Here is a 15,234-nt window from a genome sequence, read left to right as displayed (position 1 = left end):
CGGCACGCTGTGGTCAAATACAGGGTTTCCACAAAACCGTGACAACCGAGGGCGAGGTCATATTTGGCGGGGCAGTCGAACCAGCAAGCACATCCGGCACATGACGCGGGCCCGCGCGTGGAACGCAATCGCGCCGGCGCCGCGGCCCGTGCCGCGCGGGCGACCCTCGCGGGTTGCCTGGCCGCATGCTTCGCGCTGCCGGCCCACGCGAAGTACGACGTCGACATCGACGCGCCGCGCTCGGTTCGCAAGCTGCTCAAGACGCACCTCGACATCGCGCGCTTCGCGAAGCGCGACGACATCAGCGACGACCAGTTCGACTTCCTCGTGACGGCCACCCCGCAGCAGGTGCGCGACCTGACCGCGACGGCCGGGTATTTCTCGCCGGTCGTGCGCACCGACGTGCGCACGCGCGACGGCAAGCGCGACGTGCGCATCGCGGTCGATCCGGGCAAGCAGACCGTCGTGTCGAGCGTCGACCTGACCTTCAAGGGGCCCGTCGACACCGAGGACCCGAAGCAGGAAGCCGCGACCCGTTTCGCGTTTTCGCTGAAGCCGGGCGACCCGTTCACGCAGTCCGACTGGGACGGCGCGAAGGGCGCGGCGCTCAGGCAATTGCAGTCGCGCCGTTATCTCGGCGCGAAGATCGCGTCGTCGGAGGCGCGCATTGACCCGCGCACGCAGCGCGCGACGCTCGCGGTCACGTTCGACAGCGGTCCGACGTTCACGATCGGCAAGGTCGACGTCGACGGTGTGCGGCGCTATCCGGAGAAGATCGTCACGAACGTCAATCCGCTGTCGGAAGGCGAGATCTACGACGTGCAGCGGATCACCGAACTGCAGCGGCAGTTGCAGAACACGCCGTACTACGCGAGCGTCGCGATCGACGTCGGCGACGATACGGCGAAGCCCGAGCGCACGCCCGTGCACGTGAAGGTCAGCGAGTTCCCGTACAACAACATCCGCGGCGGCGTCGGCTTCGCGACCGACACCGGGCCGCATGTGCAGGGCTCCTACACGTATCTCGACACGTTCGGCGCCGCGTGGCCGCTGACCGTGTCGGGCCGGCTCGACCAGATCCAGCAATACGGGCAGGTCCAGCTGTCGATGCCGCCGGGCGAGAAGGGGTGGACCAACAGCGTGCTCGCGTCGTACACGAACACCAACGTGTCGGATACGCGCATCTACAGCGCGCGGGTCGGCGTGCAGCGCACGCGCACGGGCCAGTTCATCGACTATTCGTATTCGCTGATGTACTACCAGGACCGGCTCGACCAGAACAGCGCGGGGCCGACCACGAGCCGCGCGCTCGTGCCGCAATGGGCATGGACGCGCCGCAACGTCGACGATCCGCTGTTCCCGCGTTCGGGCAACCTGATCCACGCGGAGGCCGGCTTCGCGGTCAAGGGCGTGCTGACCGACCAGACCTTCATCCGCGGCTACGCGCGCGGCCAGCAGTACCTGCCGGTCGGCAAGCGCGACCTGTTCGTGTTCCGCGCGGAGCTCGGCGGCGTGTTCACGGGCGGCAGCTCGACCGGCGTGCCGGCGTCGCTGCTGTTCCGCGCGGGCGGCTCGAACTCGGTGCGCGGCTACGGTTACCAGAGCATCGGCAACAGCGTCGACGGTTCCGTCCTGCCGACCAAGTACCTGATGACGGGCACCGCCGAATACCAGCACTGGTTCAACCGCGACTGGGGCGCCGCGACGTTCTTCGATATCGGCACGGCCACCGATGCGTGGGGCGAACGCGTGTTCTACCCGGGTGTCGGCGTCGGCGCGCGCTGGCGCAGCCCCGTCGGCCCGATCAACGTCGACGTCGCGTACGGGTTGCGCAACCATAGCGTGCGCCCGTACCTGACGCTCGGCATCGCTTTCTGAACGTACCGCTTCATCGACGAACCGCATGACGAAGGACCCGAACGATACGAACGACACGCCGCCGCCTGGCGATCCGGACACGCCCGACGGCGCGCCCGGCGCGCCGCCGCGCGCGCCGCGCCGCGGGGCCGTCGCGCGCATCGGGCGGTTCGTCGCATGGACACTCGCGCCGGTCGTGCTGCTCGTCGTGCTGGCCGTCGGGCTCGTGCTGGCCGCGGTGACGACCGAGCACGGCACGCGGCTCGCGTGGCAGGTGGCGGAGCGCGTGCTCGGCGCGCGGCTCGCGGGCACGCTCGACGGCGGCTCGCTCGCGACCGGCGTGCGGTTGCGCGGGTTCGCCTGGACGAGCCCCGACGGCACCGGTACCGAAATCCGCATCGACCGGCTCGACGGCCGCTGGGCATTGACCCGCGCGCCGTGGCGTCTGTCCATCGCGTATCTTCGCGCCGGCACGATCGACGTGCGGATCCCGCCGGGGCCGTCGACGCCGAGTACGACGCCGCAGGACCTGAGCCTGCCGCTGCAGTTGCGGATCGACGACCTGCGCGTCGATCGCCTGGCGATCCACGACGGCGGCTCGACGACGCAGCTCGACCATCTCGCGCTGAACGGCCGCAGCGACGGCCGTCACCATGAACTCGTGCTCGACGGCGTCGATACGCCATACGGTGCGCTGACCGCGCGCGCGAAACTCGACGGCGTGAAGCCGTTTGCGCTGACGGGGGAGGCCACTTACTCAGGCAAGCTGTCCGACGAGCCGGTCGATGCGCGCGCTCGCGTGTCGGGCTCGCTCGAGGCGCTCGTCGCCGAAGTCGACGCGAGCGGGATGAAGCTGAACGGGCGCGCGCACGTCGAGGCCGCACCGTTCGGCGCGGTGCCGCTCACGCGCGCGTCGCTCGCGTTCGATCACGTGAACCCGCAGGCGCTCGCGCCCGGCGCGCCGGCCGCCGATCTCGCGGTGCGCGCGGAACTCGCACCCGTGACGGCGCCGGCCGGCTCGGCACCCGCAAAGGGGTTCGCGGTGACGGGCCCGGTGTCGATCGTCAACGCGAAGCCCGGCACGCTCGGCGATCACCTGTTGCCGGTGATCGACGCGCACGCGAACGTGCATCTCGACGCGCACGCGCAGCGGATCGACGCGCTCGCGCTGAAGCTGATCCGCGACGGCAGCGTGACGGGCAACGGCACGCTGACGGGCGGCAAGGGCCGCTTCGACCTGAAGGTCGCGAACCTCGACCTGAACGCCTTCGTCGCCGAGCTGCGGCCGATGCGCCTGGGCGGCCCGCTCGACGTGACGCTCGCGGGCGACGTGACGACCGTCGACTTCAACCTGAACGATCCGAAGCTCGCGCTCGGCGCACGCGCGAAGGTTGCGCTGACGTCGCAGCAGACCGTGCTGACCGACGCGCGCGTGACGGCGGGCAAGGGCCGCATCGACCTGACGGGCGTGTTCCGCCACGATGCGCATTCGAGCTACGACGCGAAGGCGACGCTGACCGGATTCGATCCGCTGCTGCTCGCCGCGCAGAGCGCGCCGAAGGCCGGCAGCGGCAAGGCACCTGTCAAGGTCGCGAAGGCGCCACCGAGGCGCGGCGAGACGCGCGTGTCGGGCACGCTGACGGCGTCGGGCGCGTTCGCGCCGCAGGTGTCGACGAAGGCGACCTTCAAGCTCGGCGACAGCCTGTACGACGGCGTGCCGCTGACCGGCGCCGGCGTCGTGCAGCTCGCCGGCTCGCGGATCCTGCCGAGCAACGCGAACCTGTCGATCGCGGGCAATCATGTCGACCTGCGCGGCAGCTTCGGGGCACCCGGCGACCGGCTGCGCTTCGTCGTCGACGCGCCGCAGCTCGACCGGCTCGGCTTCGGCGTGGAAGGGCTCGTGCAGGCGCAGGGCGACCTGACCGGCAGCTTCGCGCACCCGAACGTGACGGCCACCTACAAGGCCGAGCACGTCGTCGTCGGCTCGAACCGGATCGGTGCCGCGCAGGGCCGCGCGGACATCCGCGACGGCGCGCACGGCGCCCTCGTGTTCACGGCCGACGCGACCGACCTCGCGCTCGGCTCGCTGAAGCTGAAATCGCTGCGCGCGAACCTCGACGGCACGCGCGCGAAGCACACGTTCGACGCGTCGGCGCTCGGGACGGCCGGCGGCCGCGTGATCGACATGGCGCTCGCGGCGAACGGCGGCGTGGTCGAGAGCCGCGACGGGATGCGCTGGGACGGTACCGTGACGCGGCTCGCGAACCGCGGCACGCCGGCCGTCGCGCTGCAGGCGCCGCTGACCGTATCGGCCGGTGCCGGCCGCGTGACGCTCGGCGCGACGCGGCTCACGCTCGAGGGCGCGGCGATCGACCTGAAGTCGTTCGTGTTCGATCACGGCCAGATGCGCTCGGCGGGCTCCGTGAGCGGCGTGTCGGTCGCGCGTTTCCTCGAGGTCCGCCAGGAGCTGACGGGCCAGCGGCCGCCGGTGCGAACCGACGTCGTGCTCGACGCCGACTGGGATTTCTCGCTCGGCGCGAACTCGACCGGCCATGTGCAGGTGAAGCGGCGCGGCGGCGACGTGACGATCGAGAGCGGGCGCGGCATCGCGTCGCTGGGGCTGACCGACCTGTCCGCACGCGCGAACTTCACGCCCGGCAACCGGCTCAACGTGACGGCGCTCGCGAAGGCGAACCGGATCGGCACGCTCGATGCGAACGTCACCGTGCCGTTCGCGCTGCGCGACGGCATGTTCGGCGTGGTCGACGACGGCCCGCTGTCGGGCCGCATCGACGTCGACGTCCCGGCGCTGAAGACGACCGGCAACCTGTTCGGGCCAAGCTACCTGCTCGGCGGGCGCGCGGCGCTGAAGCTGACCGTCGCGGGCACGCCGGTGAAGCCGAACCTGTCGGGGACGCTGACGGGCGACGACCTGTCCGCGACGCTCGTCGACCAGGGCGTGCAGCTGAAGGACGGCATCGTGCGCATCAAGCTGTCGGAAAACCTCGTCGAATTCCAGCAGGTCGAGTTCCACGGCGGCGACGGCACGCTGCGCGCACTTGGCCGCGTGCGTCTCGACGGCGAGGCGCCCGACCTGACCGCGAGCATCGTCGCGGACAAGCTCGAGCTGTTCGCGGCGCCGGACCGGAAGCTGTCGCTGTCGGGCAAGGCGACGGTCGCGAACGACGGGCCGCGCGGCGCGTTGTCGATCGACGGCAAGTTCGTCGTCGATCGAGCGTTGTTCGACCTGCCCGAGGAGTCGGCGCCGCACCTGTCGGACGACGTGGTGATCGTGCAACCCGACGGCACGGTGCGCGGCGAGACGCCGACCGGCACCGCCGTCGCCAAGCCGAAGCCGGCCGCGGACAAGCCGGCGCCGTCGCTCGCGCCGCGCGCGAACATCGACATCGGCCTCGGCAACAACTTCCGCTTCAAGGGGCACGGCGCGGATCTCGGGCTGCGCGGCACGATCACCGTGATGAGCGCGCCGGGCGTGCCGCTGCGCGCGGTCGGCAACGTGCGCGTGACCGAAGGGTCGACGTACACGTCGTTCGGCCGCAAGCTCGCGATCGAGAACGGCTTCTTCACGTTCAACGGCCCCGTGTCGAACCCGGGCGTCAACATCCTCGCGATGCGGCGCAACCAGGAAGTCGAGGCCGGCGTGCAGGTCACGGGCACGATCCAGTCGCTGACGGTCAAGCTGGTGTCGGAACCGAACGTCACGGACAACGAAAAGCTGTCGTGGCTGCTGTTCGGGCACGGCACCGACCAGGGCAACAACGTCGGCCAGCAGGGCACGATGACGGCGGCGCTCGGGCTGCTCGGCAGCGTGACCGGCAAGCGCGTCGCGCAGACCTTCGGTCTCGACGAGGTCTCGGTCGGCCGCAGCGAAGTGGGCCTGACCGACCCGCAGGTCGTGCTGGTGTCGAAGGCGATCAACGAGCGGTTCGTGCTCGGCTTCGAGCAGGGGCTGCAATCGGCGAGCAACGCGTTCAAGGCGACGATCAACCTGACGCGCTTCTGGTCCGTGTCCGCGTACGGCGGCACGTTCCAGGGCGTCGACCTGAACTACACGCGGCGTTTCGACCGGTGGTTCGGCAGCGACGCGGCGCGGGCGCGGCGTGCCGAGCAGCCGTGAATGAAAAAGCCCCGCACGAAACGAATCGTGCGGGGCTTTGTTTCGCGCCAGCGGCAGCGCGTTCGGCTTACTTCACGCGCATGCCGGGCTTCGCGCCGCTGTGCGGCTCGAGGATGTAGAGGCCCGGTTCCGCCTTCTCGTCGGTGGCCGACGCGGCGAGCACCATCCCTTCGGACAGGCCGAACTTCATCTTGCGCGGCGCGAGGTTCGCGACCATCACCGTCAGCTTGCCCACGAGCTGCTCGGGCTGGTACGCGGACTTGATGCCCGAGAACACGTTGCGGGTCTTTTCCTCGCCGACGTCGAGCGTGAGCTGCAGCAGCTTGTCCGAACCCTCGACGGCCTGGCACGCGACGATCTTCGCGATGCGCAGGTCGATCTTCGCGAAATCGTCGATCGAGATGGGGGCATCGTCGGCGCCGTTCACGGCGGCCGGCTTCGCGTTCGCCTTGGCGTTCTTCTCCTCCTTGGCGGCGTTCGCGCTCGCGGCGGCCGCGCCGGTGGCCTCGGCCTGCAGCGAATCGCGGTTCGCGGCGAGCAGTGCCTCGATCTGCTTCGGGTCGACGCGCGTCATCAGGTGCTGGTACGCCTTGATCGGCTGTTCCGACGACAGCGGCTTCGCGGCATCGGCCCATGCGAGCGGCGCGATCCCGAAGAACGACTCGACGGCCTCGGCCACGCGCGGCATCACCGGCTTCAGCGCGAGCGACAGCAGGCGGAAGGACTCGAGGCTCACGCTGCAGGTTTCGTGCAGCGCGACCGCGTTGGCCGGATCCTTCGCGAGATCCCACGGTTTGGCGCCGTCGACGTACGCGTTCACTTCGTCCGCGAGCTCCATCGTGTGGCGCAGCGCGCGGCCGTACTCGCGTGCTTCGTAGTGCGCGGCGATCCCCGGAATCGCATCGCGCAGCTTCACGACGAGCGGATGGTTCATCGCGCTGTCCTGCACGCGGCCGTCGAAGCGCTTGATCAGGAAGCCTGCCGCGCGGCTTGCGATGTTCACGTACTTGCCGACGAGATCGCTGTTCACGCGCGCCTGGAAATCGTCGAGGTTCAGGTCGATGTCTTCCATCGTCGCGTTCAGCTTCGCGGCGAAGTAGTAGCGCAGCCATTCGGGGTTCAGGCCCGTGTCGATGTAGCTCTGCGCGGTGATGAACGTGCCGCGCGACTTCGACATCTTCGCGCCGTCGACCGTCAGGAAGCCGTGCGCGAACACGTTGGTCGGCGTGCGGTGGCCCGAGAACTCGAGCATCGCGGGCCAGAACAGCGTGTGGAAGTACAGGATGTCCTTGCCGATGAAGTGATACTGCTCGGTGGTCGAGCCCGGGCGGATCCACGCGTCGAAGTCGACGCCGTTGCGGTCGCACAGGTTCTTGAAGCTCGCGTAGTAGCCGACCGGTGCGTCGAGCCACACGTAGAAATACTTGCCGGGCGCGCCCGGGATCTCGAAGCCGAAGTACGGCGCGTCACGCGAGATGTCCCAGTCGGCGAGCTTGGCCTCGCCGGCGTCGCCGAGCCATTCGCGCATCTTGTTGGTCGCTTCGGGCTGCGCGAGGCCGCTCACCCATTCGCGCAGGAACGTTTCGCAGCGCGGATCGGACAGGCGGAAGAAGTAGTGCTTCGACGTCTTGCGTACCGGCGTCGCGCCCGACACGACCGAATACGGGTTCAGCAGTTCGGTCGGCAGGTAGGTCGAGCCGCACACTTCGCAGTTGTCGCCGTACTGGTCCTTCGCGTGGCACTTCGGACACTCGCCCTTGATGAAGCGGTCGGGCAGGAACATTTCCTTGACGGGATCGTACGCCTGCTCGATCTCGCGCTCGGCGATGAAACCGGCTTCCTGCAGCGCGACGTAGATCTTCTCGCTCAGCACGCGGTTCTCGTCCGAATCGGTCGAGTAGAAATTGTCGAACGACACGCCGAAGCTGTCGAAGTCGCGCTTGTGCTCGGTCCACACGCGGTCGATCAGCTGCTTCGGGGTCAGGCCTTCCTTCTCCGCACGCAGCATGATCGGCGTGCCGTGCGTGTCGTCGGCGCCGATGTAGTAGACCTCATGGCCATGCATTCGCAGCGTCCGCACCCAGATGTCGGTCTGGATGTACTCGACCAGGTGGCCGATGTGGATCTGCCCGTTGGCATAGGGCAGTGCGGACGTAACGAGGATCTGGCGGTCACCTTGCGGCGCCGCAGCCTGCACGGAAGTGAGGTCGGATGCGGACATAGGGTCTGTAGAGGAACGGCGGAAAACGACGGGAAACTGCGATTCTAGCAGGGGCGCGCGCCAGCGACGCGGGCAGGGCGCCGCTGACCGGGCGCCGGAACGGGCGGGGCCGCGCAAGCGGCGTGCCCGGTGACAGCGTGCTGCGGCGCAGCACGAATTCCGCGGGCAAAAAAAACCGGGGCGGATACGGCCCCGGAGCAACAACGACAAGAGGAGAATGGTGACGCGCCGGCAACACCAGCCGCGTACCGTAAATACTGACCACGGCCTGCGACAGAAGTTCGAAAATTTTTTCGATTTGTTACCGGCTCCGCCGGAAGTCTTGTCCGGCGGGGCTGTGCGGGCGGCGGGCCCGCGCCTTCCCCTCGTCGTGCGCTTACTGCGCCTGTGCTGCGCGCAGGTAGATTTCGACGCGGCGGTTCTGTGCGCGGCCGGCTTCCGTCGCGTTGTCCGCGATCGGGTTCGACGGGCCCATGCCCTGTGCCGACAGGCGGCCGCCGGCGACGCCGCGCTGCACGAGCGCGTTGACGACGCTCTGCGCACGGTTCTGCGACAGCGTCTGGTTCAGCTGCTGCGAACCCGTGCTGTCCGTGTAGCCGACGATCGATGCCGTCACTTGCGGGTTCTGGTTCAGCGTCGTCGCCAGGTCGTTCAGCAGCGGCGTGAAGGCCGGCGTGATCGCGTACTGGTTCGTCGCGAACGTCACCGAGCTCGGCACGTTCAGCTTCAGCGAGCCGTCCGGCTGCTCGGTCACCTGCGTACCCGTCTTGGCTGCCGACGGCGCGAGCTTGTTCTTGATCGCCTGCCAGTTGTAACCCGTCACGCCGCCGACCAGTGCGCCGACGCCCGCGCCGATCGCCGCGCCCTTGCCGCCGCCCGCCAGCGCGCCGATGCCTGCGCCCAGCGCCGCACCCGTGCCGGTACCGACGGCCGTATTGTTGCCTTGCTGCGTGGCGCAGCCTGCCAGCAGTGCGCCGGCCAATGCGAAGACGGACAGACGGGTCGCGATTTTCATGTTCATCTTGGATTCCTCTCTTGGTTGAACGAGTCGACAACGACGACAACAACAGTTACGGCTCCACGCGCGGGCCGCCCGAAAAAGGAGGGCAGGCCTGCGCCAGCGGCAGCCGCCGAGGTGGCCGCATGCCCTGTCCGTCAGCGTGGCTGTTCGGGCAGGGCGACGCGTCAGCCTCTACAATATAGGCGGTTGGTGGCCGATTTGGCCCCATAGCATGCCGCAGGCGAAGATTGCGCCGGGTCGCGCGTTCGCGCAATGGCGTGCAACAGATTCTTTCACTTTTCCCGATTTTCGCAGCGTAATTTGATATTTTTTGACGTTTGCGCGCGAGAAAAACGTTTTCACGGAGTTTCGATGAGCATTGACCGGGCACAAGTCGACGCCGCTTTGGCGGCTGTCGTCGACCCCAATACCGACCGTCCGTATGCGGCGAACAAGGGCGTGCGCAACGTCGCGATCGACGGCGACGTCGTGGCGCTCGACGTAGTGCTCGGTTATCCCGCGCGCAGCCAGCACGACGACGTGCGCGCACGCGTCACCGCGGCGCTCCAGGCCGTGCCCGGCGTGCGCGACGCGCGCATCGCCGTGTCGCAGGAGATCGTCGCGCACACGGTGCAGCGCGGCGTGAAACTGCTGCCGAACGTGAAGAACATCGTGGCGGTCGCATCGGGCAAGGGCGGCGTCGGCAAGAGCACGACGGCCGTCAACCTCGCGCTCGCGCTCGCCGCCGAAGGCGCGTCGGTCGGCATCCTCGACGCCGACATCTACGGGCCGTCGCTGCCGACGATGCTCGGCATCCACGGCCAGCGCCCCGAGTCGCCCGACAACCAGTCGATGAACCCGCTCGTCGGCCACGGGCTGCAGGCGAACTCGATCGGCTTCCTGATCGAGGAAGACAACCCGATGGTATGGCGCGGCCCGATGGCGACCTCCGCGCTCGAGCAGCTGCTGCGCCAGACCAACTGGCGCGAGCTCGACTACCTGATCGTCGACATGCCGCCCGGCACGGGCGACATCCAGCTCACGCTCGCGCAGCGCGTGCCCGTCACGGGCGCGGTGATCGTCACGACGCCGCAGGACATCGCGCTGCTCGACGCGAAGAAGGGCCTGAAGATGTTCGAGAAGGTCGGGATTCCGATCCTCGGCATCGTCGAGAACATGAGCATCCACATCTGTTCGAACTGCGGCCACGAAGAACACATCTTCGGCGCTGGCGGGGCCGAGCGGATGGCGAAGGATTACGACGTGAACGTGCTCGGCAGCCTGCCGCTCGACATCGCGATCCGCGAGCGGGCCGACAGCGGCACGCCGACGGTCGCGGCCGATCCCGAAGGCGCGCTGGCCCGTCGTTACCGCGACATCGCGCGCGGCGTCGCACTGGCGATTGCCGAGCGTTCGCGCGACATGACGTCGAAGTTCCCGTCGATCGTTGTTCAAAATACGTAAAACCCTTGCGGGGCGGGGCCTCACGCTGTTTACGGCGCCGCGAGGCGCGGTATCATGGCGACTTTTCCCGGGTCCCTTTACCCGCCCGGCGCGGCCGTCGTGTCAAACGGCCGCCAGCCGGCATGAGGATCGAATGAAACAACGACATCACGGCGTGCGTGCCGGCCGCGTGCGGTACGCGCTGCTGGCCGCCGCCGCGCTGGGCCTGCTGGCCGGCTGCACTTCCTTTTCCTCGTCGCACGAAAAACGGGCCGACGCACAACTGCAGCCGACGGTCGGCTCGCAGGCGCGCGGCGCGGTGACGTTCGTCGAGCGTCCGGACGGCGTTCAGGTCACGTACAACCTGGCCGGCCTTCCGCCCAACAGCGATCACGCGCTACAGGTGCACGAACGCGGCGACTGCAACGCGGGCGACGGCTCGAGCGCCGGCCAGGTGTTCGCGCCGGCCGCCGACCGGTTGCGCGCGGGCGCCCGCGTCGCCGGCGATCTCGGCAACATCCATGCGGACGCGAACGGCGTCGCGGCCGGCTTCATCGTCGCGCCCGATCTGGCCCTCGATGGCGTGCGCTCGGCGATGAACCGCGCGGCGCTGGTGCACCGCGACCCGAGCGATCCCGCGTTTCCGCAGCATGGCGCGGGGCCCGCGCTCGCCTGCGGCGTGATCCGTTGACGGCCGCCGCGTGCGCGCGCCGATGATCGCGTAAAATGTCCGCCTTTCCCGGCCGCCGTCTCGCGCGAGCGGCCCTCCCTGACCGTCACGCAGCGTTTCCAGGCGCCCCGATATGAGTATCAAGTCCGACAAATGGATTCGGCGCATGGCCGAAGAGCACAAGATGATCGAGCCGTTCGTGCCCGATCAGGTCCGCGCGTCCGAGGACGGCCGCCGGATCGTCAGCTACGGCACGTCGAGCTACGGCTACGACATCCGCTGCGCGGACGAATTCAAGATCTTCACGAACATCAACTCGACGATCGTCGATCCGAAGAACTTCGACGAGGGTTCGTTTGTCGATTTCAAGGGCGACGTGTGCATCATCCCGCCGAACTCGTTCGCGCTGGCCCGCACCGTCGAATATTTCCGCATCCCGCGCACCGTGCTCACCGTCTGCCTCGGCAAGTCGACCTATGCGCGCTGCGGGATCATCGTCAACGTGACGCCGTTCGAACCCGAGTGGGAAGGCTACGTCACGCTGGAATTCTCGAACACCACGCCGTTGCCCGCGAAGATCTACGCGAACGAAGGCGTCGCGCAGGTGCTCTTCTTCGAAAGCGACGAAGTGTGCGACGTGTCGTACGCGGATCGCGGCGGCAAGTATCAGGGGCAGCGCGGTGTCACGCTGCCGAAAACCTGATCTGGTTGCATAACGTCTCACCAGTTTCCGGGTGACCGCTGCGCGTGACGCGCCGCGGTCGTTCTTTTTGGAGAATCGCCCATGAAGTTTCGTTTCCCCGTCGTCATCATCGACGAAGATTTCCGCTCCGAGAACATCTCGGGCTCCGGCATCCGGGCGTTGGCCGAAGCGATCGAGAAGGAGGGCGTCGAAGTCCTCGGCCTCACGAGCTACGGCGATCTGACGTCGTTCGCGCAGCAGTCGAGCCGCGCGTCGTGCTTCATCCTGTCGATCGACGACGACGAACTCATGCTCGGCGAAACCGGCCCGGACGGCGAACTGCCCGAACTCGCGACCGCGATCATCGAGCTGCGCGCGTTCGTCACTGAAGTACGCCGCCGCAACGCGGACATCCCGATCTTCCTGTACGGCGAGACGCGCACGTCGCGCCACCTGCCGAACGACATCCTGCGCGAGCTGCACGGCTTCATCCACATGTTCGAGGACACGCCGGAGTTCGTCGCGCGCCACATCATCCGCGAGGCGAAGGTCTATCTCGACTCGCTCGCGCCGCCGTTCTTCAAGGAACTGGTGAAGTACGCGGACGAAGGCTCGTACTCGTGGCACTGCCCGGGCCACTCGGGCGGCGTCGCGTTCCTGAAGAACCCGCTCGGCCAGATGTTCCACCAGTTCTTCGGCGAGAACATGCTGCGCGCCGACGTCTGCAACGCGGTGGACGAACTCGGCCAGCTGCTCGACCACACGGGCCCGGTCGCGGCGTCCGAGCGCAATGCGGCGCGCATCTTCAGCGCGGACCACCTGTTCTTCGTGACGAACGGCACGTCGACGTCGAACAAGATCGTCTGGCACGCGACGGTCGCGCCCGGCGACATCGTGCTGGTCGACCGCAACTGCCACAAGTCGATCCTGCACGCGATCACGATGACGGGCGCGATTCCGGTGTTCCTGACGCCGACGCGCAACCACTTCGGCATCATCGGGCCGATCCCGCGCGACGAGTTCAAGCCGGAGAACATCCGCAAGAAGATCGAGGCGAACCCGTTCGCGCGCGAGGCGATGCGCCAGAACCCGGACATGAAGCCGCGCATCCTGACGATCACGCAGAGCACGTACGACGGCGTCGTCTACAACGTCGAGATGATCAAGGACCTGCTCGGCGACCTGCTCGACACGCTGCACTTCGACGAAGCGTGGCTGCCGCACGCGACGTTCCACGATTTCTACCGCGACATGCACGCGATCGGCGACGGTCGTCCGCGCACGGGCGCGCTCGTGTTCGCGACGCACTCGACGCACAAGCTGCTCGCGGGCATCTCGCAGGCGTCGCAGATCGTCGTGCAGGATTCGGAGAACCGCACGTTCGACAAGCACCGCTTCAACGAGGCGTACCTGATGCACACGTCGACGAGCCCGCAGTACGCGATCATCGCGTCGTGCGACGTCGCGGCCGCGATGATGGAGCCGCCGGGCGGCACCGCGCTCGTCGAGGAATCGATCGCCGAGGCGATCGATTTCCGCCGCGCGATGCGCAAGGTCGACGCCGAATACGGCGACGACTGGTTCTTCAGCGTGTGGGGCCCGGACGAGCTGTCGGCAGAAGGCATCGGCTCGCGCGACGACTGGATGCTGAAGCCGAACGACCACTGGCACGGCTTCGGCCCGCTGGCGGAAGGCTTCAACATGCTCGACCCGATCAAGGCGACGATCATCACGCCGGGGCTCGACGTCGACGGCGAGTTCGGCGAGACGGGCATCCCCGCCGCGATCGTCACGAAGTACCTGGCCGAGCACGGGATCATCGTCGAGAAGACCGGCCTGTACTCGTTCTTCATCATGTTCACGATCGGCATCACGAAGGGTCGCTGGAACTCGATGGTGACCGAGCTGCAGCAGTTCAAGGACGACTACGACAACAACCAGCCGCTGTGGCGCGTGCTGCCGGAATTCGTCGCGCAGCATCCGCGCTACGAGCGCGTCGGCCTGCGCGACCTGTGCACGCAGATCCACGACGTGTACCGCGCGAACGACATCGCCCGCCTGACGACCGAGATGTACCTGTCGGACATGGAACCGGCGATGAAGCCGTCGGACGCGTTCGCGAAGCTCGCGCACCGCAAGATCGACCGCGTGCCGCTCGACGAGCTCGAAGGCCGCGTGACGAGCATCCTGCTCACGCCGTACCCGCCGGGCATTCCGCTGCTGATTCCGGGCGAGCGCTTCAACAAGACGATCGTGAACTACCTGCGGTTCGCGCGCGACTTCAACGAACGCTTCCCGGGCTTCCACACCGACATCCACGGCCTCGTCGCGGAAGAGGTGAACGGCCGCGTCGAGTACTTCGTCGACTGCGTGCGCGACTGATGGCGACGCACGGACGAATCCAGGCGATGCGTGCGGCGGTGGCCGCGCTCGTCGTCTGGGCGGCAGGCGTGTCGGGGCTGGCGGGCATGGGTGTCGCGCACGCCGAAGTCGCGGCGGCCGACCCGATCGACGTCGCGATGCGGCAATGCCTCGCGCGGCGCGACCGGTCTTCGCCGGCCGGCCAGATCCAGTGCATGGGCGAAGCGCAGCAGCAGTGGCAGGCCGTGATGGACGGCGCATACCAGCGCCTGTTGAAGGATGCGCCGGCCGACGCGAAGCGCGGCTGGCAGGACAGCCAGCGCCGCTGGCTCACGTGGCGCAAGGATGAAGTGCATCTGCTGAAGGCGGTGTACGACACCACGCGCGGCACGTCGTATGCGATGTCGAGTGCCGACCTGCAGCTGCAGCCCGTGCGCGATCGCGCGCTGGCGCTGCGCGGCGCGGCCGATCGCTATGCACCGCCGCCCGCCGCCGTGCCGGTGGCGGCCACGAGCGGCGCGCAGGGCGGCACGAGCGCGGCCCAGGGTGGGGCCCGGCCGAACGGCAAGCCGGCGAACGCGCCGCGCGATCCGGCCGTGCGCCGGGTGCGCCCGTGCGAACAGGACGCCGCGTGCGAGCACGCGCTGTTCGACCTGAACCGCTATTACCAGAAGCTGCGCCGCAAGATGCCCGCGCATTCGGCCGCGACGCTCGTACGCGCGCAGCGCGCGTGGGTCGGGTTCCGCGATGCGACGGCGCCGCTCGTCGGCGAGGACGGCCGCGTCGACCTGATCGGCGCGCGCATCGCGACGATGAAACGGCTGTCGGAGACGGCCGGCAACAAGTAAGCGCAACCGCGATG

9 protein-coding genes are annotated in these 15,234 nt (G+C 68.3%); 7 read left to right on the top strand and 2 right to left on the bottom strand.

Annotation, left to right across the window (positions count from 1 at the left end; genetic code table 11):
* Positions 1-63 precede the first annotated feature (63 nt).
* Entirely contained in the window at positions 64-1,878 is a 1,815-nt protein-coding gene (locus tag PQB87_RS13725; RefSeq protein ID WP_060062629.1) for an autotransporter assembly complex protein TamA, read from the top strand.
* Positions 1,879-1,903: 25 nt separating this feature from the next.
* Positions 1,904-5,995: a translocation/assembly module TamB domain-containing protein gene (locus tag PQB87_RS13720; RefSeq protein ID WP_489242126.1), complete on the top strand. Its 4,092-nt coding sequence runs from the start codon at positions 1,904-1,906 to the stop codon at positions 5,993-5,995.
* A 67-nt stretch (positions 5,996-6,062) separates the two neighbouring features.
* Here the strand turns inward: PQB87_RS13720 and metG are convergent, their stop codons facing one another.
* Complete coding sequence (gene metG / locus PQB87_RS13715) at positions 6,063-8,216, bottom strand: methionine--tRNA ligase (protein ID WP_301861074.1); 2,154 nt, start codon at positions 8,214-8,216, stop codon at positions 6,063-6,065.
* Between the two features lie 376 nt (positions 8,217-8,592).
* A complete protein-coding gene (locus PQB87_RS13710) occupies positions 8,593-9,237 on the bottom strand; it encodes a YiaD family glycine zipper/OmpA-like lipoprotein (protein WP_021163796.1) in 645 nt (214 codons plus the stop codon).
* A gap of 351 nt (positions 9,238-9,588) precedes the next feature.
* Between PQB87_RS13710 and apbC the strand changes: the two genes are divergently transcribed.
* From apbC to PQB87_RS13685, 5 genes are all read left to right on the top strand, one after another.
* Positions 9,589-10,680 carry an iron-sulfur cluster carrier protein ApbC gene (gene apbC / locus PQB87_RS13705; RefSeq protein WP_301861076.1) on the top strand — a complete coding sequence of 364 codons (1,092 nt, stop codon included), beginning with the start codon at positions 9,589-9,591 and terminating at the stop codon, positions 10,678-10,680.
* A 133-nt stretch (positions 10,681-10,813) separates the two neighbouring features.
* On the top strand, positions 10,814-11,350 hold the full coding sequence (gene sodC / locus PQB87_RS13700) for a superoxide dismutase [Cu-Zn] (protein WP_059686616.1): 537 nt from the start codon (positions 10,814-10,816) through the stop codon (positions 11,348-11,350).
* Between the two features lie 112 nt (positions 11,351-11,462).
* Complete coding sequence (gene dcd / locus PQB87_RS13695) at positions 11,463-12,032, top strand: dCTP deaminase (RefSeq protein ID WP_006398615.1); 570 nt, start codon at positions 11,463-11,465, stop codon at positions 12,030-12,032.
* Between the two features lie 81 nt (positions 12,033-12,113).
* Positions 12,114-14,393 (top strand): arginine/lysine/ornithine decarboxylase, encoded by a 2,280-nt coding sequence (locus PQB87_RS13690; protein WP_021163792.1) that lies wholly within the window; start codon positions 12,114-12,116, stop codon positions 14,391-14,393.
* Positions 14,393-15,220: a lysozyme inhibitor LprI family protein gene (locus PQB87_RS13685; RefSeq protein WP_059590462.1), complete on the top strand. Its 828-nt coding sequence runs from the start codon at positions 14,393-14,395 to the stop codon at positions 15,218-15,220. The genes PQB87_RS13690 and PQB87_RS13685 overlap by 1 nt, the downstream gene beginning before the upstream one ends.
* Positions 15,221-15,234 lie beyond the last annotated feature (14 nt).

The organism is Burkholderia sp. KL41 (assembly GCF_057005415.2).
The sequence above is the reverse complement of the archived record's forward strand: the minus strand, read 5'-3'. Positions and strand labels throughout refer to the sequence as shown.

What these genes read in the sequence shown, in the direction of transcription:
- apbC (WP_301861076.1), top strand. Translation starts at nt 9,589, where the DNA reads ATGAGCATTGACCGGGCACAAGTCGACGCCGCTTTGGCGGCTGTCGTC.
- PQB87_RS13710 (WP_021163796.1), bottom strand. Translation starts at nt 9,237, where the DNA reads ATGAACATGAAAATCGCGACCCGTCTGTCCGTCTTCGCATTGGCCGGC.
- PQB87_RS13690 (WP_021163792.1), top strand. Translation starts at nt 12,114, where the DNA reads ATGAAGTTTCGTTTCCCCGTCGTCATCATCGACGAAGATTTCCGCTCC.
- metG (WP_301861074.1), bottom strand. Translation starts at nt 8,216, where the DNA reads ATGTCCGCATCCGACCTCACTTCCGTGCAGGCTGCGGCGCCGCAAGGT.
- PQB87_RS13720 (WP_489242126.1), top strand. Translation starts at nt 1,904, where the DNA reads ATGACGAAGGACCCGAACGATACGAACGACACGCCGCCGCCTGGCGAT.
- PQB87_RS13685 (WP_059590462.1), top strand. Translation starts at nt 14,393, where the DNA reads ATGGCGACGCACGGACGAATCCAGGCGATGCGTGCGGCGGTGGCCGCG.
- sodC (WP_059686616.1), top strand. Translation starts at nt 10,814, where the DNA reads ATGAAACAACGACATCACGGCGTGCGTGCCGGCCGCGTGCGGTACGCG.
- dcd (WP_006398615.1), top strand. Translation starts at nt 11,463, where the DNA reads ATGAGTATCAAGTCCGACAAATGGATTCGGCGCATGGCCGAAGAGCAC.